Here is a 17007-nt window from a genome sequence, read left to right as displayed (position 1 = left end):
CCAATAAATGTTAACCGACAAGCGCAAGAAGCACACCAGCAGCAACTGCTGAGCCAATAACCCCGGCAACATTCGGTCCCATTGCATGCATCAACAGAAAGTTATGCTGGTTTGATTCCAGCCCAACTTTATTAACAACCCGTGCAGCCATTGGTACAGCCGAGACGCCCGCAGCACCAATTAAAGGATTAACCTTGCCGCCAGTTAGCCGTTTCATCAATTTTCCCATCAGAACACCACTTGCTGTACCGATTGAAAAAGCTACCGCACCTAACAAAAGGATGCCGATGGTCTCCCAGTTCAAGAACTTGTCAGCGGACAGCTTTGATCCCACACCCAACCCAAGAAAAATCGTAGTAATGTTAATGAGTGCATTCTGGGTGGTTTCTGAAAGCCGGTTAACGACTCCACTCTCTTTCATCAGATTCCCAAAACAAAACATACCGATAAGTGGAGCTGCTGACGGCAACAGGAGAATACACAAGGCGATAACAACCAAAGGAAAAGCAATTTTTTCTCTCTGCGAAACAGGACGCAGCTGCTTCATTTCGATTGCTCTTTCTTTTTCAGTTGTAAGTAAGCGCATAATCGGCGGCTGAATTATCGGCACCAGCGCCATATATGAGTAGGCTGCAACAGCTATTGCCCCGAGCAGGTCTGGTGCTAGCTTGCCAGCAAGGAATATCGCGGTCGGACCGTCAGCCCCACCAATAATGGCAATCGCCGAGGCATCTTTTAATGACCACTCAATCCCCGGAACAGCGTTAAGTGCCAAAGCGCCTATCAGCGTAGCAAAAATACCAAACTGCGCTGCAGCCCCCAAAAACAATGTCTTGGGATTGGCAATTAGGGCACCGAAATCAGTCATGGCACCTACCCCCATAAAAATAATCAAGGGGAAAACACCGGTATCAATCCCTATTTTATAAACGTAATGCAAAATACCGCCAACTTCAGCAATCCCCGCCACCGGAATATTGCTCAGAACAGCACCAAAACCAATAGGCAACAATAGTAAAGGTTCGAACTCTTTAGCAATTGCCAGATAAATAAGGCCGAGCCCGACAAGAATCATTGCCAGCTGAGGAAAAGTAAAGTTGGCAATGCCAGTGCTCTGCCAAAGTTCGATTAAACCTTCAGACATTCTAACTCCTTAAACCCGGGGCTTAACTCAAACCGACCAATTGATCACCAACAGAAACAGCATCTCCTTCTTTAACAAAGACCTTTGCAACTGTTCCAGCAATGACAGCTTTAATTTCCGTTTCCATTTTCATGGCCTCTAGCACAATTAGCGTCTGTCCTTCAGCGACTTCGTCCCCCGCAGCGACCTGAACTTTAAAAATATTACCTGCCAGTGGCGCATCAATACTACTTGCCACGGGAGCTGGTTTTGATGAATGGACAACAGGCGCTTTATTATCAGTAATTGGCGCCGCTTTGATATCGACTAGCTGGCCACTTGGAGCAACAACAACCTGAAACTTTTTACCGTTGACAGCAACGTCATAGCACTCTTGCGACGCCGATGTAGCTGATTCCTTAATATCCGGTTCAGCCGTCGGTACAGGTTCAAAAGCGTCGGGATTCCCTCTATTTTTAAGAAACTTGATTCCTATTTGAGGGAAAAGCGCATAAGTTAATACATCATCAATTTCGTCTTTTGCCAGCTTGATATCATCTTTATTGGCAATATCTTTAAGCTCCTGAGTAAGCTTTTTAACTTCAGGCTCTAATAAATCAGCCGGCCGACAAGTGACAGGCTCAGCACCATCAAGTACCCTTTGTTGAAGCTCTTTATTAACCGGAGCAGCAGTGGCCCCGTACTCTCCTTTTAACACTCCTGCAGTCTCTTTACTTATGGTTTTGTAACGCTCTCCTGTCATCACGTTCAATACCGCCTGGGTGCCTACAATTTGCGACGTTGGTGTAACCAGCGGGATATACCCCAAATCTTCTCTAACTCTGGGAATTTCTTTAAGAACATCATCCAGCTTATCTCCGGCTCCCTGCTCTTTTAACTGGTTTTCCATATTGGTTAGCATTCCACCAGGAACTTGCGCTACCAAAATTCTTGAGTCAACGCCTTTCAGGCTACCTTCCCATTTGGCATATTTTTTTCTAACTTCTCGAAAATAAGCTGAAATTTCTTCAAGTGCATTAAGATCAAGCCCCGTATCTCTTTCATGCCCTTCAAAAATTGATACTACCGATTCCGTTGCTGAATGTCCGTAAGTCATACTCATGGAAGAAATGCTGGTATCGACAGTATCAATTCCCGCTTCCACAGCTTTGGCGATAGTGGTTGTACTTAACCCTGTTGTGGCATGGGCATGCAGAGCGATAGGCAATTGAACGGTTTCTTTTAATCGAGTAACCAGCTCTTCGGCGACATAGGGCTTGAGCAAGCCAGCCATGTCTTTAATACAAATAGAATGAGCTCCCATATCTTCAAGTTGTTTCGCCATATCAAGCCACATATCGATAGTATGCACGGGGCTCACTGTATAAGACATGGTACCTTGAGCATGCTTCCCGGTCTTAATGGTCGCTTTGATAGCGGTTTGCAAATTCCGCATATCATTCATGGCATCAAAGATTCGAAAAACGTCCATTCCATTGGCAGCAGCTCTGTCAACGAATGCTTCTACAACATCATCAGCATAGTGGCGATAACCCAAAATATTCTGTGCACGAAACAACATCTGTTGTTTTGTATTAGGCATTGCAGCTTTTAATTTTCGAAGTCTTTCCCAGGGGTCTTCGCCTAAAAAGCGAATGCAGGAGTCAAAGGTTGCTCCCCCCCAACTCTCAATAGACCAATAACCAATCTTATCTAGCTTTTCTGCGATGGGAAGCATATCTTCGATTCGCATTCGTGTCGCAAAAAGTGACTGATGCCCATCACGCAGCACCAGCTCAGTGATACCTAGACCCTTGCTCATTGTTTGCCCTTTTTATTGTTGATGTTTTTGAATTATTTTTTATTTTGTTGACGATAGCGATGTATCGCACTACTGATTACAGCAATTTCTTCTTCGCTCGGCGAGCTATCAATAGTCGCTTTAGGCGGCTTGTTTACCGAAGGCATTCCAAAAGTTCTTTCCATCATGCTGGTAATAAAAACCAGAATAGAGAGAAAAATAAAAACCATTCCCATGCCCACAAGCATGAGTTGAAGTCCTTCATTGATTAAGTTTGTCTCGTTCATGGTGGCCAGTTTATACGCTTTTCTTGATTCACAGAAATAACTCTATTTAATAACAGCTGAGTCAGAGTGATTGACTCAACCCGTCGCATCCAGCTTTAGTGAAGCAAAAGGATATAGGCCTGTCAAATTTGTCTGGTTGTCTTAAATCAAATTATCGAGTGTTTCTGGTAGCAATAAAAAAGCCGGGTGTAACCCGGCTCTTAATCTTGTTATCAGAGAATAACTTTTTTACTACTGACGTCGTCTTTTTATCCCGAATATTGATACAAGTACCAACACCCATCCCAAACTTCCGCCACCAGAACTTGAAGAACCATTGCTCGAATCACCACCTCCGGTATCTCCGCCAGAACTTTCTTGTACGGTCACTTCCTGACTGCTCGAATGAGATATATTGGCTCCATCAATTGTCGTTAAAATAACCGTAAAAGTTCCAGCGGCACTGTAGGTATGTACTGGAGACTTCTGGGTCGAAGAAGTGCCATCTCCAAAATTCCACTGGTAACGCAGAGTTCCAATACCGCCTGTTGTCGTATTTGTGAAATTGACAGTCAAATCACTAGCAGTAAAGCTAAAAGAAGAAACTGGAGCGGAACCTACTTCCACTTTTTGGGTGAAAGAATCGATATCTCCGCTAACAGAATCGGTAACCGTAAGCGTTACATCATAAATTCCTTCCGATGCATACGTGTAAACAGGCCCATACTCGGAAGACGCAGCACTGCCATCACCAAAATCCCAGCTGAAAGTTAGTGGATTTGGTCCGCTGGAGCGATTTCTAAAAGCGACCATTGATCCTGATACATCAGCTCTAAATCTTGAAGTCGCCACCGTAGGAATTTTTGATACCCTGATGGTTGCCATTTGGCTGGTATCATCCTGGCTGATTAACTCTACACTTAATCCGGCATTAGGCAAAATGACCCCAGATTCTGGTTGCGCAGGGGTGGAATAATCCTGCCCGTCATCGAAAACGCTCACCGCGGTCAAGCTGCTATCACCACTATATGCTGTTTGCTCAAAAGTACGCAGTGCAGCATCCCTTATTTGACGGCTACTACCTCCTGCAGCAATCATATTCTGATCGGTGTCAACCACACTCACGAAACCTCTGCCAGGGTGAATGGATGACTCATTCGTGCCAAACTCACTATCAGAGAACCAAATTACCAACCCGTGGTCGTAACCTGCAGATATGAGCCCGGAATCGTTACCATTGTGGCTTCTAAGTTGAAGCCAGTAATTCTGAGGAGCTCCTTCAGTTTGATTATCTTCTCTTAGAAAGCCGTTCAAAGTAACACTATCTTCGGCCTCAGCATCGTCAACGAAGACCTCAGAATTTCCATCAACAACTTTTAGGTCATCCGCAACAAAACCGTATCCACCAGTATTGCTATCGGTACGATACTCAAACTTAACAGTCACTGTTTGACCTTTTAATGAGCTAACATCGAAACTTAAGTCTACCCAGTTGTTTGCTCCAGTAGCCTCCGCTAATGTAGCAGAAGATGCCGTTATATAGTGTACCGCATCATCATAACCGGGATACTGGCCAGTATAGGGATTGGCCTCTCGGGTGTAATTCCCGGGCAAAGAAGTATCGTTGAAAGTAACTTTGACAAAATCCCAGTCTTCTTCGATTTCCCAGTGCGCCTTCATGGTAAAAGAAACATTATCAGAATCCGGGATACTCACTTCAAAGCTCATTTGATTCGATAAGTCGTGACCACGAGCCGAGTAGTACTGATATTCCCCGGAAAAAGGCTGTTTAAAAGACTCCATAGGCGCAGGTAGATTGACTTTTATAACGTTGGGCAAAGCACCAGCGGTATCTGTTGCGTCAACTAGCTCAATATCAACTGGATCTGTAAAAGTTTCAAAATCCAGAGTTGACTGACTGATCCAGTTAGCACCATGATTTTCCTGAAGATACTCTTTTGCATAGCTACTAAACCCTGTTGGCTCGGTGCCCGCAAGTTCACCGGCCCAGCTACCACCAGCCATAACTGACCAATAACCTACCGGAGAACCACTATTTGCTTCACCAATATCATACTCATCAGGCAAGCCAAGATCGTGCCCAAATTCATGCACAATTACTCCTGGAGCCGCATCAATTGGTTGGATAGTGTATCCGTAAACAGACTTATCTGTTCCCGGAATCTGATAACCAGGAGCCCCGCCCTCAGTACCTTGAGCATCCACATAAAAGCGATGAGACCAAATAGCATCGTCTAGCAGCCTGCCACCACCCGCTTCTTCACCAATACTGGAGTGGAATACCATTACATGGTCAATGTAGCCATCCGCTTCATCGAAAATTCCATCCTCATCGCTATCATAAGGATCTTCAACATCATACTCGGCAAGATTTATACTGTTCGCAGCTACCGCTTTTTCGACGGCCTCTTTAATCAGTTCCTCAACGCCTTTGTCATTAATGTCTCTTCCACTTTGTGGATCGATTGCATGACCACCATATTCTGCAGCATTTTTATCCGCAGTTACCCAGTCGAACACTTCTCCAGTAAAAAAGAATTCTCCTCCTGACTCTCGCTGGTAATATTGGTACCCAGAAAGCAGGGTTTCACCCCCTGGCCCTTCAAAACCAGTAGTTGAAAACATTACATCGCGGTAATGGGATACAGGGTAGGAAGGATAATACATATCTGTATCACCAGAATTTAACCCATGCGAATCATGCTTTAGATCAGGAAAATCAATTAGTACCGCCAGAACTTTAACCGTTTTTGGGGCTGCGGCTTTTTGTAGTGTTTTCTCTCCTGTCACCTTTTGCTTGGCGACTTTTCTCTTGATTGCTCGCTGTTTTGCTTTGAGCAACTTAGAAGGTTCACGATACCCTGAAATTCCTTGCACAAAATTACCAATTTTTACTTGCACTTCTTGCTCAGAAGCCTTCTCAGAAAGTTGACCGCTTTTTTTAAGCCAGTACTCAATTCTTTCTATATTAATAACACCTATATCACCATTAGGACGGTTCACTGGCTCATTCTTCGCAAAGGAATTCAAAGACAAGAATAATACGCTTCCTAAACCGCCGGCCAGCAACCAGTTTTTTACACTAAAACCGGATTGAGTCTTTCTATTTAAAACTTTAGATTTCATCTACTTCTTACCACCTTTAATACATAACTTATACTGAGCGTATTGCCTCGCGATATAGGCTTGAATAGCTTTTTCCCTTTCTTCCCTGGTCATTGATTCAACAATTTCACCACGCTTGATTAACAAAGGCTCTAATGCCCAAATATCTTTCACTGGTGCAGGCTTTTGACAAGCGTAAGGAGGCTTGACAATAACGTCTTGAGAATGGCTGTTTTCTTGAACATTGGTTGTTGTAGCAGCCAAGTCTGTATTTTGTGTTTGGGTACAACCAGAAACGGCTGCGAGAACAAAAATCAGTACTACCAAAGGCTGTTTGCAGGTATTGAACACGATAACCCCTTACTATTTTTAAAAAGCAGGGGATATCCTAGGAAAAAAATTACCTTAGAGGCACGTAAATATTTCACCCTAGTAACTATTCACGAAGATTAATAATTTCTAGTTATTAGTAGTAAGGCTTTTTCGAGAAATCAAAATAAATAATGCCAGAAATGGAGTAATCCAGAAAAGACTACCAGCGGCTTCAAACTCTTCTGTTTCAGGCTGCTCGAAACTGGTACCTGAATCATCGTCGTCCTGACCATCCCCTTCTCCATCATCACTTCCATCCCCGGTATCAGAAGATTCATCATCGGTAATAGTTACACTCACAGTATCAGGAGTTCCTACAGTTGCTCCATTAGTTGGATTTGAGAGTCTTAAGTTGAAGCTTTCGTTGCCTTCGGTTTCCTGATCATCGATTATATTGATAGTGACCAAAGCAGACTGAACACCTTCATCAAATACCAGGGTTTGACTAACGTTTTGATAGTCAGAATCTGAAGTTGCGGTACCGGCAATTGTCGACAGATCGACAGTAACCTGACCCGCAGCACCAAAAGAACGTAATACAGTCAGATCAAATGAAGTTCCATTTTCATCAACAGAGTAGTTCACCCGGTCAAAGAAAAAGGTTCCAGGTTGATTCGAAAATTCATTATCGACAATGGTTACCTTTGATTGAGCTTGCCCGCCCACGCTGGCACCTCCAGTAGCATTACTTAATGTTACCGAAAAGACCTCTGCTCCTTCATATACATCATCGTCCATCAAAGTCACAGCTATAGTCTGGCTATCAACACCGTCGGCAAATACCAGGGTTCCTGAATCAGCAATAAAGTCATCGGGGGAAGTAGCAGTGTCTCCTGTAACTGCCGCTACCGAATAGTCGACGGTTACGCTTCCCATTGTTCCCTGACTTCGATTGACTCTCAAAGTTACGCTCGAATCAGTTTCCTGTACCGAAACTCCGGCAGACGCCATTTCAATCAGGCCAAACGGTAATGATTCAATCCAGTTAAAGATGGTTTCTTGATCTGCCGTACTAATCTGCGGACCACCAAGTGGCATAGCGGCACCACACTGCGGGTTTGTGTTGCTGATTTTGTCGTAAAGAACAGAGTTTGCAGCATCGCCTGGGCTTACTCGCTTTAATGTGCAGCCAGCCAGTTCAGAGTCGACGTTTACAAGCTCCAACTCTGAAGTTGCTGCATCGTCAAGCCCCAAGCCTGCATCAGGCCCTGCTCCACTGTGGCAGTTACTTGAGTTACAGCCATTATTCTGAAATACGGCCTGCACTTGAGCAGGAACATCAGCACTAACTGAAAAGTTGATGCACATCCCCATCACAGCGACTAGCCGGACTGTATTTAGCCACCCTGAAAATTTCATGTTCATGCCTGATCCTGCTTCCATTTTCGTCTTATTGCGTAATCTGAACGCTCTGTTTAAACCAGTTGATGTCAAGTTAACACAAGATAGACAAGATTTACGTGAATTAGGTTGAATTTAATCAGATTAAGTTTATTTGTTTAAGAAAATACAAAAAAAAAGCCGGACATAAGCCCGGCCTTTTTCGCGATTAGCAGTATTTTACAGCTTATCAGCTTCTTCTGAAAGATACTTGGCAACACCCTCAGGAGACGCATTCATACCTTTATCACCTTCTTTCCAACCTGCTGGACATACTTCACCATGTTCCTGGTGGAAGGCAAGAGCATCAACCATACGTAGCATTTCATCAATATTACGACCCAAAGGAAGGTCATTTACTACCTGATGGCGAACATTTCCATCTTCATCGATCAGGAAAGAACCACGGAAAGCAACGCCTGCTTCAGGATGCTCAACGTCATACGCTTTACAGATTTCATGCTTAACATCAGCAACAAGAGTGTATCCTACCGGGCCAATACCACCATCATTGATAGCTGTATTTCTCCAAGCATTATGCGAGAAGTGTGAATCAATAGAAACACCAATTACTTCAACACCGCGCTTTTTGAACTCTTCTAAGCGGTGATCGAAAGCGATCAACTCAGAAGGACAAACGAAAGTAAAGTCTAGCGGGTAAAAGAATACAACTGCTTTTTTACCTTTTGTAGCTTCCTTAAAGTTAAAATCATTAACGATTTCGCCATTGCCCAGCACCGCTGATGCGGTGAAGTCAGGTGCTTCGCGTCCAACTAAAACGCCCATATTAATCTCCTAAGTTTTATTAAAATAAAAACATATTAAATCTGAACCCATACGATACTCGTTTAGCTACGATTAACCAAATTGAGGGTTTCAATTAGAAATATAAAGCAATTCTATCATTGATTAAATTTTGATAGATTATCTCAACTAAACTATTACTCGTGATACGAGCAATAGTTAGTTATAGATCGAGATTGAATAATTTTCAGCTATAAATGATTCAGAAAACTCGCTTCTTCCTGATTTTCGATCAATTTGTCTTCCATTTTTATATTGAGTAATTCCAGTTCTCTTAATACCGGCTCATAAATATCTTTAGTTACAGGAATACAAACCCCTTTGCGGTCTATTTTTCCAGCGAGTATCAAGTCAGCAGCAATAGCTGCTGGATATCCTACCGTTTTAGCCATGGCAGAATAGCCACCAGAATCGCCTTTTTCCACCAAAGTAGAGCGATGAAATTCTTTATTACCCTCGCTATCTACAATGACCATTCGATGTTGCATGACAATCATATCCTGTTCCCCTTCCTGATACTTAAGCTTCTCGGTAAGGAGACTACAAAATGCTGCGATAGGGCTATCACCTAGAATTTTTTCTTCACTAAAACACCCCAGCCACTTAAATGAGTCACCAATAGAGCGGTCATTAAACAAATCAGCAGAACTCTCGACAGACTTTAGTTTAGCCAGGTAGGTCATGAGATCATGCCAGGTTGTAGGCGCTTCACCGTCAAAGCTTTGGCTGGAAAGCAGACCAACTTTTTTGGCAGCATCGATAACCGGGCCGAAGCCTGGATACCTAAGGGTTCCTCTAAGCAGTGTTTTAACCTCTGGAATTCGATACTCCTGCTTGTAACTCAAAGAATTACGATTGGCATACCCTTTCAGCTCCATATCACTAGTCAAAGTAACATCTCGCATTGAAGCTAGCAGTTCTTCTCCGGCTATCGACTTCGACTCACCTTTGCTCAAATAGATTGCATCATTACTTACTGCAGATAAAACTGCCATTGGAGACCATGAAAATTTATAACCCAAAGGGTTGTTGTTTGCTTCAGGGGCAGGAATTCCACCGCACCAGGAAACTAACGCTTCAACTTTCTTACCCTGCTCATGAGCTTCATCAATAACCTTCATAGCGGTCATATGATCAATCCCGGGATCAACACCGATTTCATTCAAAATTGTTATGCCTGCGGCTTTCGCCTCTTCATTCAGCTTCCACATATCTTCATGAGTGTAACTGGCGGTAACCATTGAGGTTCTCTCAGCGACGCATATTTTGGCAACGGATACATGAAACTGGAATGGCACAAAGGAAATAACCAGATCAGCTCCTTTAACCAGCTCGGTTAACTGTTGCGCATCTGTAACATCTACTTGCAGCGGAGTTAAGTTGTCTCTCCCTGCAACTAGCTCTTCGGCTTCATATAAAAACTGTGAGCCAACGGTAATTTGATGGTTTTTCTTGTGAAGGTAATCAACCAGAGGGCCAGTAACAAAACCAGCACCTAGAAGTAGAATGTTTGCCATAACCTTTCGACGTACCTTTATAATCTATTTATTCATTTAAATTGTATGCTGTTGGGAGCATTGTTAAATAACAACCAGGTCAAACGGATAAACTCTCCCTCAGGGAGTTTCATTCTTCCCATTTGCTCGGCGCCAAGCATAGCTAGTTAACAGCAACATGTAAACCAGTAGAAAAATAGAGTGTTGTAAATTAGATCTATTACGAGGGTCTAAGTAGCAGAAAACCCGCAAAAGCGGGTTTAAAATGAATTTTTTCTTAAAAAGATTCTTTTTATAAGGTTACAAATCGTCGCAGCAGATCCAGTGCATACTTGGTATCATTTCTACCAGAAATACCTTCTTTAAACTTGGAAGAAGGAGGCCTCTCACCAAGCCAGGTTTTTAGCAAAAGCTGATAAAGGTCTTTTGACCGGCGAACCTCGCCCAGGGTTCTGCCATTATACGTGACTCTGGTTATTGCTCCTTGTTTATAATAGTCAAAACATATTTTGTCGCCCGGCTTATAAGTTCCCTTAAATAGCTTAAAAAGTTGCTGCAATCCCTCACTTTCACCCTTTACGTTTGTCGGAGCATTATTAATTCTTATTGCTTCAGCAAGCTTTCTTTTGAATCCTCTGCCAGAAATATTACTTTTGGAAGCAATTCTGAACTCCATTCTTCGAGAAGCATCCAGATAGGCAAGATCCTCACCCATATCATACTGCGCAGCTTCATCAACATAAAAAGCGCCAATGTAATAATCGTCATTCATCAAGCGCGTCAATCCCATTCCTACCATCAACAGGGGCCTATCGCCGAGCTTTATTTTCTGCGCAGCCATTAGCTTTTCATTCAATTCAGCTTCAGAGGTCGCCTCTTCTGCGAATGAGAAATTTGCCAATACTAAGAAAGTAACCACCAACAAAATATTTACTATTTTCACCATCTACCCCGACAATCTGTTAACGCAAAGTCTATTCACGGAGCCTTGAAGCCCTCTTCAATTGACATAAACCGAATGCAGTTTGTAAACAATCCTCCCTGCTTCCTTGCTACTAAAACGACATACGTGCACATATATAACCTTAAAGAAATACAGATTGCAAATTTGACATTCCAGACTTCCAGTCATTCTTTTTTACTGATTAGACCAGGAAAAGTCAATTAAAAACAGCCAATTATCCCCTTTTTTTGTCATAAGACCTGTCAAACATCGGAAATTATTGAGAAGATTAAATAAATTATCCATATAAGTCGCTTCTTTGACTTGAAACCCGCGTTTGATTCGAATTATTATGGACTTGGAAGTCCAAATTAAAATAAAAATTACAGTTGGAACGACGACTTAGGGGAAAGAAGTTGGTATTCAGAGACCAATTCTCTATATGTAATGTCTTCTACAACCTCCCCAGCAGGATGCAATTTGAGAAGCCTTGCAGACTACTGAGCCTGCGTAGGCGGAAAAGCTTTACAAATGCAAATAATTTTTAGGTGGAGCCACAAATGCCCAAAGCACTTAAGCAAACTCAAAAACTTGCTCTGTTTTCTTTCCTTTTTGTACTGTCTACTTTTACAACTGGATTACGAGCAGAAATTACTGCCACTTTGTCAAATGGGCAGAGTCTTGAACTTCTTGGAATAGGAATGCATCAGGAGCTGAGAAATGACATCTATGTAGGCGCTTTGTTTGGGCCTGCAGGCATAACAGATGTTGAACAGCTTAAAGATGACAATATAGCCAAGAGAATGTCGATCAAGCTAGTGACAGAATACTCCAGTCGCAAAATGTCACGCCATTGGAAAGAACGCCTTGCGATGAATAATCCCAGGGAAAACTGGCGCCCACTCACCAAGGAAATTGTTCTTTTTTCCCGCAATTTCAAAAGAGGTTTTCAATTAGGAGACGAGCTAAACATAGACCACATTCCAGGAGTTGGGACCCAGGTATATCTTAATGGCACGCTCTTTCAAACAATTGATGCCGGCGGTTTCGTTGATCTGCTGCTAAATGTCTGGTTAGGTACTAATCCACCAACCAAAGCATTCAAGTCAAGTATCCGAGGACAAGACAGCGCGAGTGTAAAAGCATCCTATATCGCCAAATATCAGGCGCTGCAGCCAATTGCCGGGCGCTTCGATGCGGATTTGGCGCCGGTGCAGGTCGCAAAACAAGAACCTGAGGAGCCAACGGTTGAAAAAAAGACCCCTTCTCCTAAGAACGAACCAGTTAAAAAGCAGGCTCAGGCTCAGAAACCAGTGGTCAAAAAGAAGCCTGAACCTGAAAAAAAGGTCGAGAATAAATCAACTCCACAATTGGTTGCCAAGCCAAAGCTAGATATAAAGCCCAAAATTAATTTAGACAACTCCAATAACTCTGTCGCTAATGCGAGTAAGAAGTCAGGCAACGATACTCCGTCAGAGCCAAAGAAAGAGGTTCCAAAAGCCCAACCTAAGGCGGCTAAAGTCGCGAAAATAGAAAAGCCGGTTGAAGAAACTTTAGATGATGACTTTTTTGATGCCGACCTTTTAAGTGGTTCATATACCCGAGATCTAATCAACGCTATTAGAAAATTCGAAGAGTATCCCAAAAAAGCTCTGGTTAAAGGCGAACAGGGCGACGTTGTAGCTAAAGTAGTTATCAATGCTCAAGGAGAAATAGAAGAGCTTGATTTAATTGAGCGCTCAGGCTCACGAATTCTTGATCGCGCAGTAATAAGAATGGTTAAGAAAGCAGCTCCTTTTGAAAAAATCCCTACTGAATTGGAGCAAACTACATTTGAGTTTGAAGTTCCGATTAGCTTTAAACTCTAAACTCTGAAAAGCCGTCATTTTGACGGCTTTTTTATTTGATTTCTCATGTTAAGGAAAGCCAATCGAATCCCGTCTCCTGACTTGCTATTGTATAGCTGCTATTGTTTGAAACATTCACACTTTCCAATAAAGACTGAACGATTGTTCTAGAATTGTTCTCTTCGCTAAGATGTACAGCGACTAGCTTTTTCAATCCCGCTATCCTTTCTTTTGTTAAGAAGCCCACTGCTTGAGTATTATTCAGATGTCCTAGCTGGCCTCCAACTCTAGCTTTCAACTTTCGCGGGTAGGAGCCAGATTGAAGTAGTTGAACGTCATGGTTAAACTCAAGCATCAGTCCATCCAGCCGGTAGTAGCTACTCTCTATGTGTCGTGTAATGTGACCAAGATCAGTCAGAATACCAAGCCTTAGGTTGTTTGACTCTACTATAAACTGACACGCTTCTCGCGCATCATGAGGAACCGTAACAGGAGTGATCTCAAAATCATCAATAGAGAACTTTTTATGGCAAGAAATTATCTTAATATTGTTTATCTTTTCAGCTAGATGATGCAAGGAGGTACCGCGCGACATATACACAGGTATTTCATATTTATTGGCAAAAGTCGCCACGCCTTTCATATGATCACTATGTTCATGTGTCACCAGAATAGCTTTAACGCTCTCAGGTTCAGTATTTCTTTTTGATAAGCGAATCTCCAGCTCTCTACAAGAGAAGCCGGAGTCAATAAGAAGATGAGAACGCTCAGAGCGAACAAGCGTTGCATTTCCCTTGCTACCTGAGCCGAGGCTAGTGAACCACACTGCTATCTATTTCAAACACAAATACGATAGTAAACGAGAACAATTATCGTCGAGTACCAAATTGTTTACTAATCGCAGGATACAGCTTGGTAACTAACGATGCCTCCAGTGGTACGCCTTGTGCATCTTTCAGGACCAAAGCAGTCATGTCTCCAACACTACTTAAAGTAACCTGATAACTTCCATCTTCTAGCTCAAACTTAGGTTTATCTTCATCAAATAAAGAAGCAAAAAATCCGGGTTCTTCCGCTTCAAACTCCATATAGTAAGTCATGAGTCGTCGATCTTTGTCTTTAACTTCAAAGTTTAAACTACGCATTACTCGTGGAGTCTTACTCCAGACATCTTCAATATTTGCCTTGGTCACAAAAGCAGGATTACCTTCAACGTCCTTTGAAAGCTCCATTTTCATTCCTGCAATAACTCTTTCTCGGTTGTGCTTTTCGCGTTCACCCACCCGTTTGTCGTAATGAGCTATAAACAGGTTAAGCATTTCAGCAGAGTCTTGCCAGAAGCTTGGAGTATCTTTCCAGGAATCAGACTCGTCATCAAATTTTTGAGCGCCTACACGCTCGACTTCAACTCGAATCTCTCCAGGTAAGGTGCCTTCTCCAAAGGTGAATACATAGCGAGATTTAAACTCATCAATATCATCTTGAGGCTCCAGGCCAAGCCATACCCCTCTCTCATCCTGGGCTACCCAGCCGGTATCCAGATAGTGGCGTGATTCATCAGAAATAACCGGAGAAATTTCATATTCTTCCATTAGCGAGGTGATAGACTGCCAGACAAAAGCTGCGTCATCATTTACAAAAACGGCTGGATTGTCACCAGTTTTATCCTGTCTGGTATTTTCAATAACGGCAAGGATCTGAACAGGAGCATTGGTGGATAAATCTTTACCCACAGGAGCTCCTTTGGCTTTGTCTCCTATTGCAGGGACCTGGGCAAAATTAACTTTGTTCTCTTGCTTGAGGTCATTAGGAATTATCAGTTCTTTTGACTGCTTGGCGTCTAAATATTCATAGGTTCGGTCTTTGACTAAGCCATCTTCACTATAAATATAACTACAACCAGAAACTACCGAAATACCAAGTATGGCTAAGCTCAATTTAAAACCAATCGGTGTAATGTTTTTCAAAGCTTTTCTACTCCAACTTACTGCGAAAAGCTGCACTCTCGCAGCACATTTTCAATTACTTTGTATGTTTCATGGTTCGCTCTAGTGAGCGGTAACCTGATTCCGTTTTCAATTCTTTTTTTAATACTCAATGCTGACTTCACAGGTATGGGATTTGACTCCAAAAACATCGCTTTGTGAACGGGCAAAAGTATATCAAATATGATTTTGGCCTTGTGTTCTGACTTATCAATCAATTCGATCCATTTTTTCATGGCCTCAGGGAAAACATTTGCAGTTACAGAGATCACGCCATGTCCACCAGATTGGATAAACTCAAAAGCAGTTTCATCATCACCACTAAGAAGAACGAAACTTTCTGACAAATCCTTTATCGCCTCCAGCCTTGACAAATCTCCGGTCGCGTCCTTAATGCCTACAATATTTTCATGTTTTGCTAACTGAATGATTGAACTATCTGCCAAATCTACCCCTGTTCTACCGGGAACATTATAAAGCAACACTGGGGCTTCACACACATCAGCAAGAGTCTCAAAATGTATCACCAGACCACTTTGAGAAGGCTTTACGTAATAAGGCGTTACACATAAAAAGCCATCTGGCTTAAACGGGTTAATCTTTCTCGCAAAAGAAACAGCTTTCTCAGTTGAAGAACTGCCGCATCCAGCAACTACTGGAATTCTTCCATTTGCATATTGAATACTCGCCTCAATAACGGCCAGATACTCCTGTTCAGAGACTGTCGCCGACTCTCCAGTTGTTCCCATAACGACAACACCGTCAGTTCCAGACTCTATATGCCAATCAATTAAAGACCTTAAGCGCTCGAAGTCAATGTCGCCGTTATCAAGCATAGGCGTGACCAATGCAACCCAGCTGCCGGTCAGTTTATTACTAATCATACATCTCACTAATTACCTGGTAGAAAAGAGCATTAGCGAGTCAGAGAACTTTCCCCAAACCTCTCTGCTATACATTGTTCTTTTGCTACAAACTCTCTTAATCCTGGCTAAATGGCTTCAAATCAGGCCAGCTATGTTACTCGTTGAAAGGTACCAACTCAAGTAATTCGGTTCCTCTCTATATATTCAATGGTCGATCTATTATTTTAGTTGACGAGTATGACAGACATTTTCGTTACAGGTTCAATGTCAGTTGAAGAAATCAACGAATGACTACAGGTTCCAAACTATAGCTAACTTCAAAAGGTTGTGATAAAACCTGCTAAATCACGGTTTCCGAAGTTGGTATACCGCTATGAAACCTGAATAACTCATCAGGCTCACAAATAAGCTCCGCTTCAACCTTGAGAAACTCTTCAACTCGAGCCTGAATGTCATAGCCTGCATACTCAGCTGCAAGTGCCAAATAGTCTTCATAGTGGCGCGACTCTGACTTAAGCAGATACCGATAATATTTGGCCAAATCATTCTCCCCTTTAGATTCTAATAAAGGGGCCAGGCTGGCAAATCTTTCACAAGAGCGAGCTTCAATGATAGCTCCAATAATGCACAGATCAACCAGCTTATCGGGCTCGTGAGCTCTAACCATTTTGCGTAAGCAATTGGCATAGCGTGAGGGAGAAAGAATCGTATATTCTATTTTGCGTTCTCGAATCTTCTCGTAGACCTGTTCAAAGTGGAGCACTTCCTCTCTGGCCAGCTGAGCCATTTTAATCTGCAAATTTTCTCTCTCAGAATACTTGAACATTAAGCTTAAAGCCATTGACGCAGCTTTTTTCTCACATTTAGCGTGGTCAATGAGTAGCGTATCGACATGTTCTAACGCAAAATCTAGCCAGCTTACAGGGGTATCACAGTGCAAAAACTCGCGAATATGAGAGATATCCATTGGTCATTTCTATTCAGTTTCTAAAAAACCG

Annotated in this window: 14 protein-coding genes; 1 reads left to right on the top strand and 13 read right to left on the bottom strand. The window is 42.6% G+C overall.

Features of this window, described 5'->3' with window-relative positions; all coding sequences use genetic code 11:
• Positions 1–10: 10 nt before the first annotated feature.
• The 9 genes from IYN84_RS03050 to IYN84_RS03010 form a co-directional block, all read right to left on the bottom strand.
• The gene (locus IYN84_RS03050; RefSeq protein ID WP_196137689.1) at positions 11–1144 is read right to left on the bottom strand and encodes a sodium ion-translocating decarboxylase subunit beta; all 1134 of its coding nucleotides are present in this window, start codon (positions 1142–1144) and stop codon (positions 11–13) included.
• 22 nt (positions 1145–1166) lie between these two features.
• Positions 1167–2945 carry a sodium-extruding oxaloacetate decarboxylase subunit alpha gene (gene oadA / locus IYN84_RS03045; protein ID WP_196137688.1) on the bottom strand — a complete coding sequence of 593 codons (1779 nt, stop codon included), beginning with the start codon at positions 2943–2945 and terminating at the stop codon, positions 1167–1169.
• Positions 2946–2977: 32 nt separating this feature from the next.
• A complete protein-coding gene (locus tag IYN84_RS03040) occupies positions 2978–3211 on the bottom strand; it encodes an OadG family protein (RefSeq protein ID WP_196137687.1) in 234 nt (77 codons plus the stop codon).
• A 231-nt stretch (positions 3212–3442) separates the two neighbouring features.
• On the bottom strand, positions 3443–6337 hold the full coding sequence (locus IYN84_RS03035) for an immune inhibitor A domain-containing protein (protein ID WP_196137686.1): 2895 nt from the start codon (positions 6335–6337) through the stop codon (positions 3443–3445).
• Positions 6338–6667 carry a hypothetical protein gene (locus tag IYN84_RS03030; protein WP_196137685.1) on the bottom strand — a complete coding sequence of 110 codons (330 nt, stop codon included), beginning with the start codon at positions 6665–6667 and terminating at the stop codon, positions 6338–6340.
• Positions 6668–6775: 108 nt separating this feature from the next.
• Positions 6776–8053 (bottom strand): Calx-beta domain-containing protein, encoded by a 1278-nt coding sequence (locus IYN84_RS03025; RefSeq protein WP_196137684.1) that lies wholly within the window; start codon positions 8051–8053, stop codon positions 6776–6778.
• A 195-nt stretch (positions 8054–8248) separates the two neighbouring features.
• On the bottom strand, positions 8249–8854 hold the full coding sequence (locus tag IYN84_RS03020) for a peroxiredoxin (RefSeq protein ID WP_196137683.1): 606 nt from the start codon (positions 8852–8854) through the stop codon (positions 8249–8251).
• 209 nt (positions 8855–9063) lie between these two features.
• Complete coding sequence (locus tag IYN84_RS03015; protein WP_196137682.1) at positions 9064–10389, bottom strand: saccharopine dehydrogenase C-terminal domain-containing protein; 1326 nt, start codon at positions 10387–10389, stop codon at positions 9064–9066.
• Positions 10390–10660: 271 nt separating this feature from the next.
• The gene (locus IYN84_RS03010) at positions 10661–11311 is read right to left on the bottom strand and encodes a chalcone isomerase family protein (protein WP_196137681.1); all 651 of its coding nucleotides are present in this window, start codon (positions 11309–11311) and stop codon (positions 10661–10663) included.
• A 560-nt stretch (positions 11312–11871) separates the two neighbouring features.
• On the opposite strand from IYN84_RS03010, the gene IYN84_RS03005 reads away from it, so the two are divergent.
• Entirely contained in the window at positions 11872–13179 is a 1308-nt protein-coding gene (locus IYN84_RS03005) for a TonB family protein (protein ID WP_196137680.1), read from the top strand.
• 43 nt (positions 13180–13222) lie between these two features.
• On the opposite strand, the gene IYN84_RS03000 is transcribed toward IYN84_RS03005, so the two are convergent.
• The 4 genes from IYN84_RS03000 to IYN84_RS02985 all read right to left on the bottom strand — a co-directional run bounded on the left by IYN84_RS03000 (position 13223) and on the right by IYN84_RS02985 (position 16976).
• Positions 13223–13984: an MBL fold metallo-hydrolase gene (locus IYN84_RS03000; RefSeq protein WP_196137679.1), complete on the bottom strand. Its 762-nt coding sequence runs from the start codon at positions 13982–13984 to the stop codon at positions 13223–13225.
• A gap of 43 nt (positions 13985–14027) precedes the next feature.
• Entirely contained in the window at positions 14028–15125 is a 1098-nt protein-coding gene (gene bamC, locus IYN84_RS02995; RefSeq protein WP_196137678.1) for an outer membrane protein assembly factor BamC, read from the bottom strand.
• Between the two features lie 17 nt (positions 15126–15142).
• On the bottom strand, positions 15143–16027 hold the full coding sequence (dapA, locus tag IYN84_RS02990; protein ID WP_196137677.1) for a 4-hydroxy-tetrahydrodipicolinate synthase: 885 nt from the start codon (positions 16025–16027) through the stop codon (positions 15143–15145).
• Positions 16028–16349: 322 nt separating this feature from the next.
• On the bottom strand, positions 16350–16976 hold the full coding sequence (locus IYN84_RS02985; protein ID WP_196137676.1) for a tRNA-(ms[2]io[6]A)-hydroxylase: 627 nt from the start codon (positions 16974–16976) through the stop codon (positions 16350–16352).
• Positions 16977–17007 lie beyond the last annotated feature (31 nt).

This window comes from Aliikangiella sp. G2MR2-5, assembly GCF_015687155.1.
In the GTDB taxonomy this organism is placed as follows: Bacteria; Pseudomonadota; Gammaproteobacteria; order Enterobacterales; family Kangiellaceae; genus Aliikangiella.
Note: the sequence above shows the minus strand (reverse complement) of the source record. Positions and strands in the feature narration are given on the sequence as shown.

Coding starts and splice junctions, on each gene's coding strand:
- IYN84_RS03005 (WP_196137680.1), top strand. CDS start 11,872: ATGCCCAAAGCACTTAAGCAAACTCAAAAACTTGCTCTGTTTTCTTTC.
- dapA (WP_196137677.1), bottom strand. CDS start 16,027: ATGATTAGTAATAAACTGACCGGCAGCTGGGTTGCATTGGTCACGCCT.
- IYN84_RS03020 (WP_196137683.1), bottom strand. CDS start 8,854: ATGGGCGTTTTAGTTGGACGCGAAGCACCTGACTTCACCGCATCAGCG.
- IYN84_RS03040 (WP_196137687.1), bottom strand. CDS start 3,211: ATGAACGAGACAAACTTAATCAATGAAGGACTTCAACTCATGCTTGTG.
- IYN84_RS03015 (WP_196137682.1), bottom strand. CDS start 10,389: ATGGCAAACATTCTACTTCTAGGTGCTGGTTTTGTTACTGGCCCTCTG.
- IYN84_RS03050 (WP_196137689.1), bottom strand. CDS start 1,144: ATGTCTGAAGGTTTAATCGAACTTTGGCAGAGCACTGGCATTGCCAAC.
- IYN84_RS03025 (WP_196137684.1), bottom strand. CDS start 8,053: ATGAACATGAAATTTTCAGGGTGGCTAAATACAGTCCGGCTAGTCGCT.
- IYN84_RS02985 (WP_196137676.1), bottom strand. CDS start 16,976: ATGGATATCTCTCATATTCGCGAGTTTTTGCACTGTGATACCCCTGTA.
- oadA (WP_196137688.1), bottom strand. CDS start 2,945: ATGAGCAAGGGTCTAGGTATCACTGAGCTGGTGCTGCGTGATGGGCAT.
- IYN84_RS03035 (WP_196137686.1), bottom strand. CDS start 6,337: ATGAAATCTAAAGTTTTAAATAGAAAGACTCAATCCGGTTTTAGTGTA.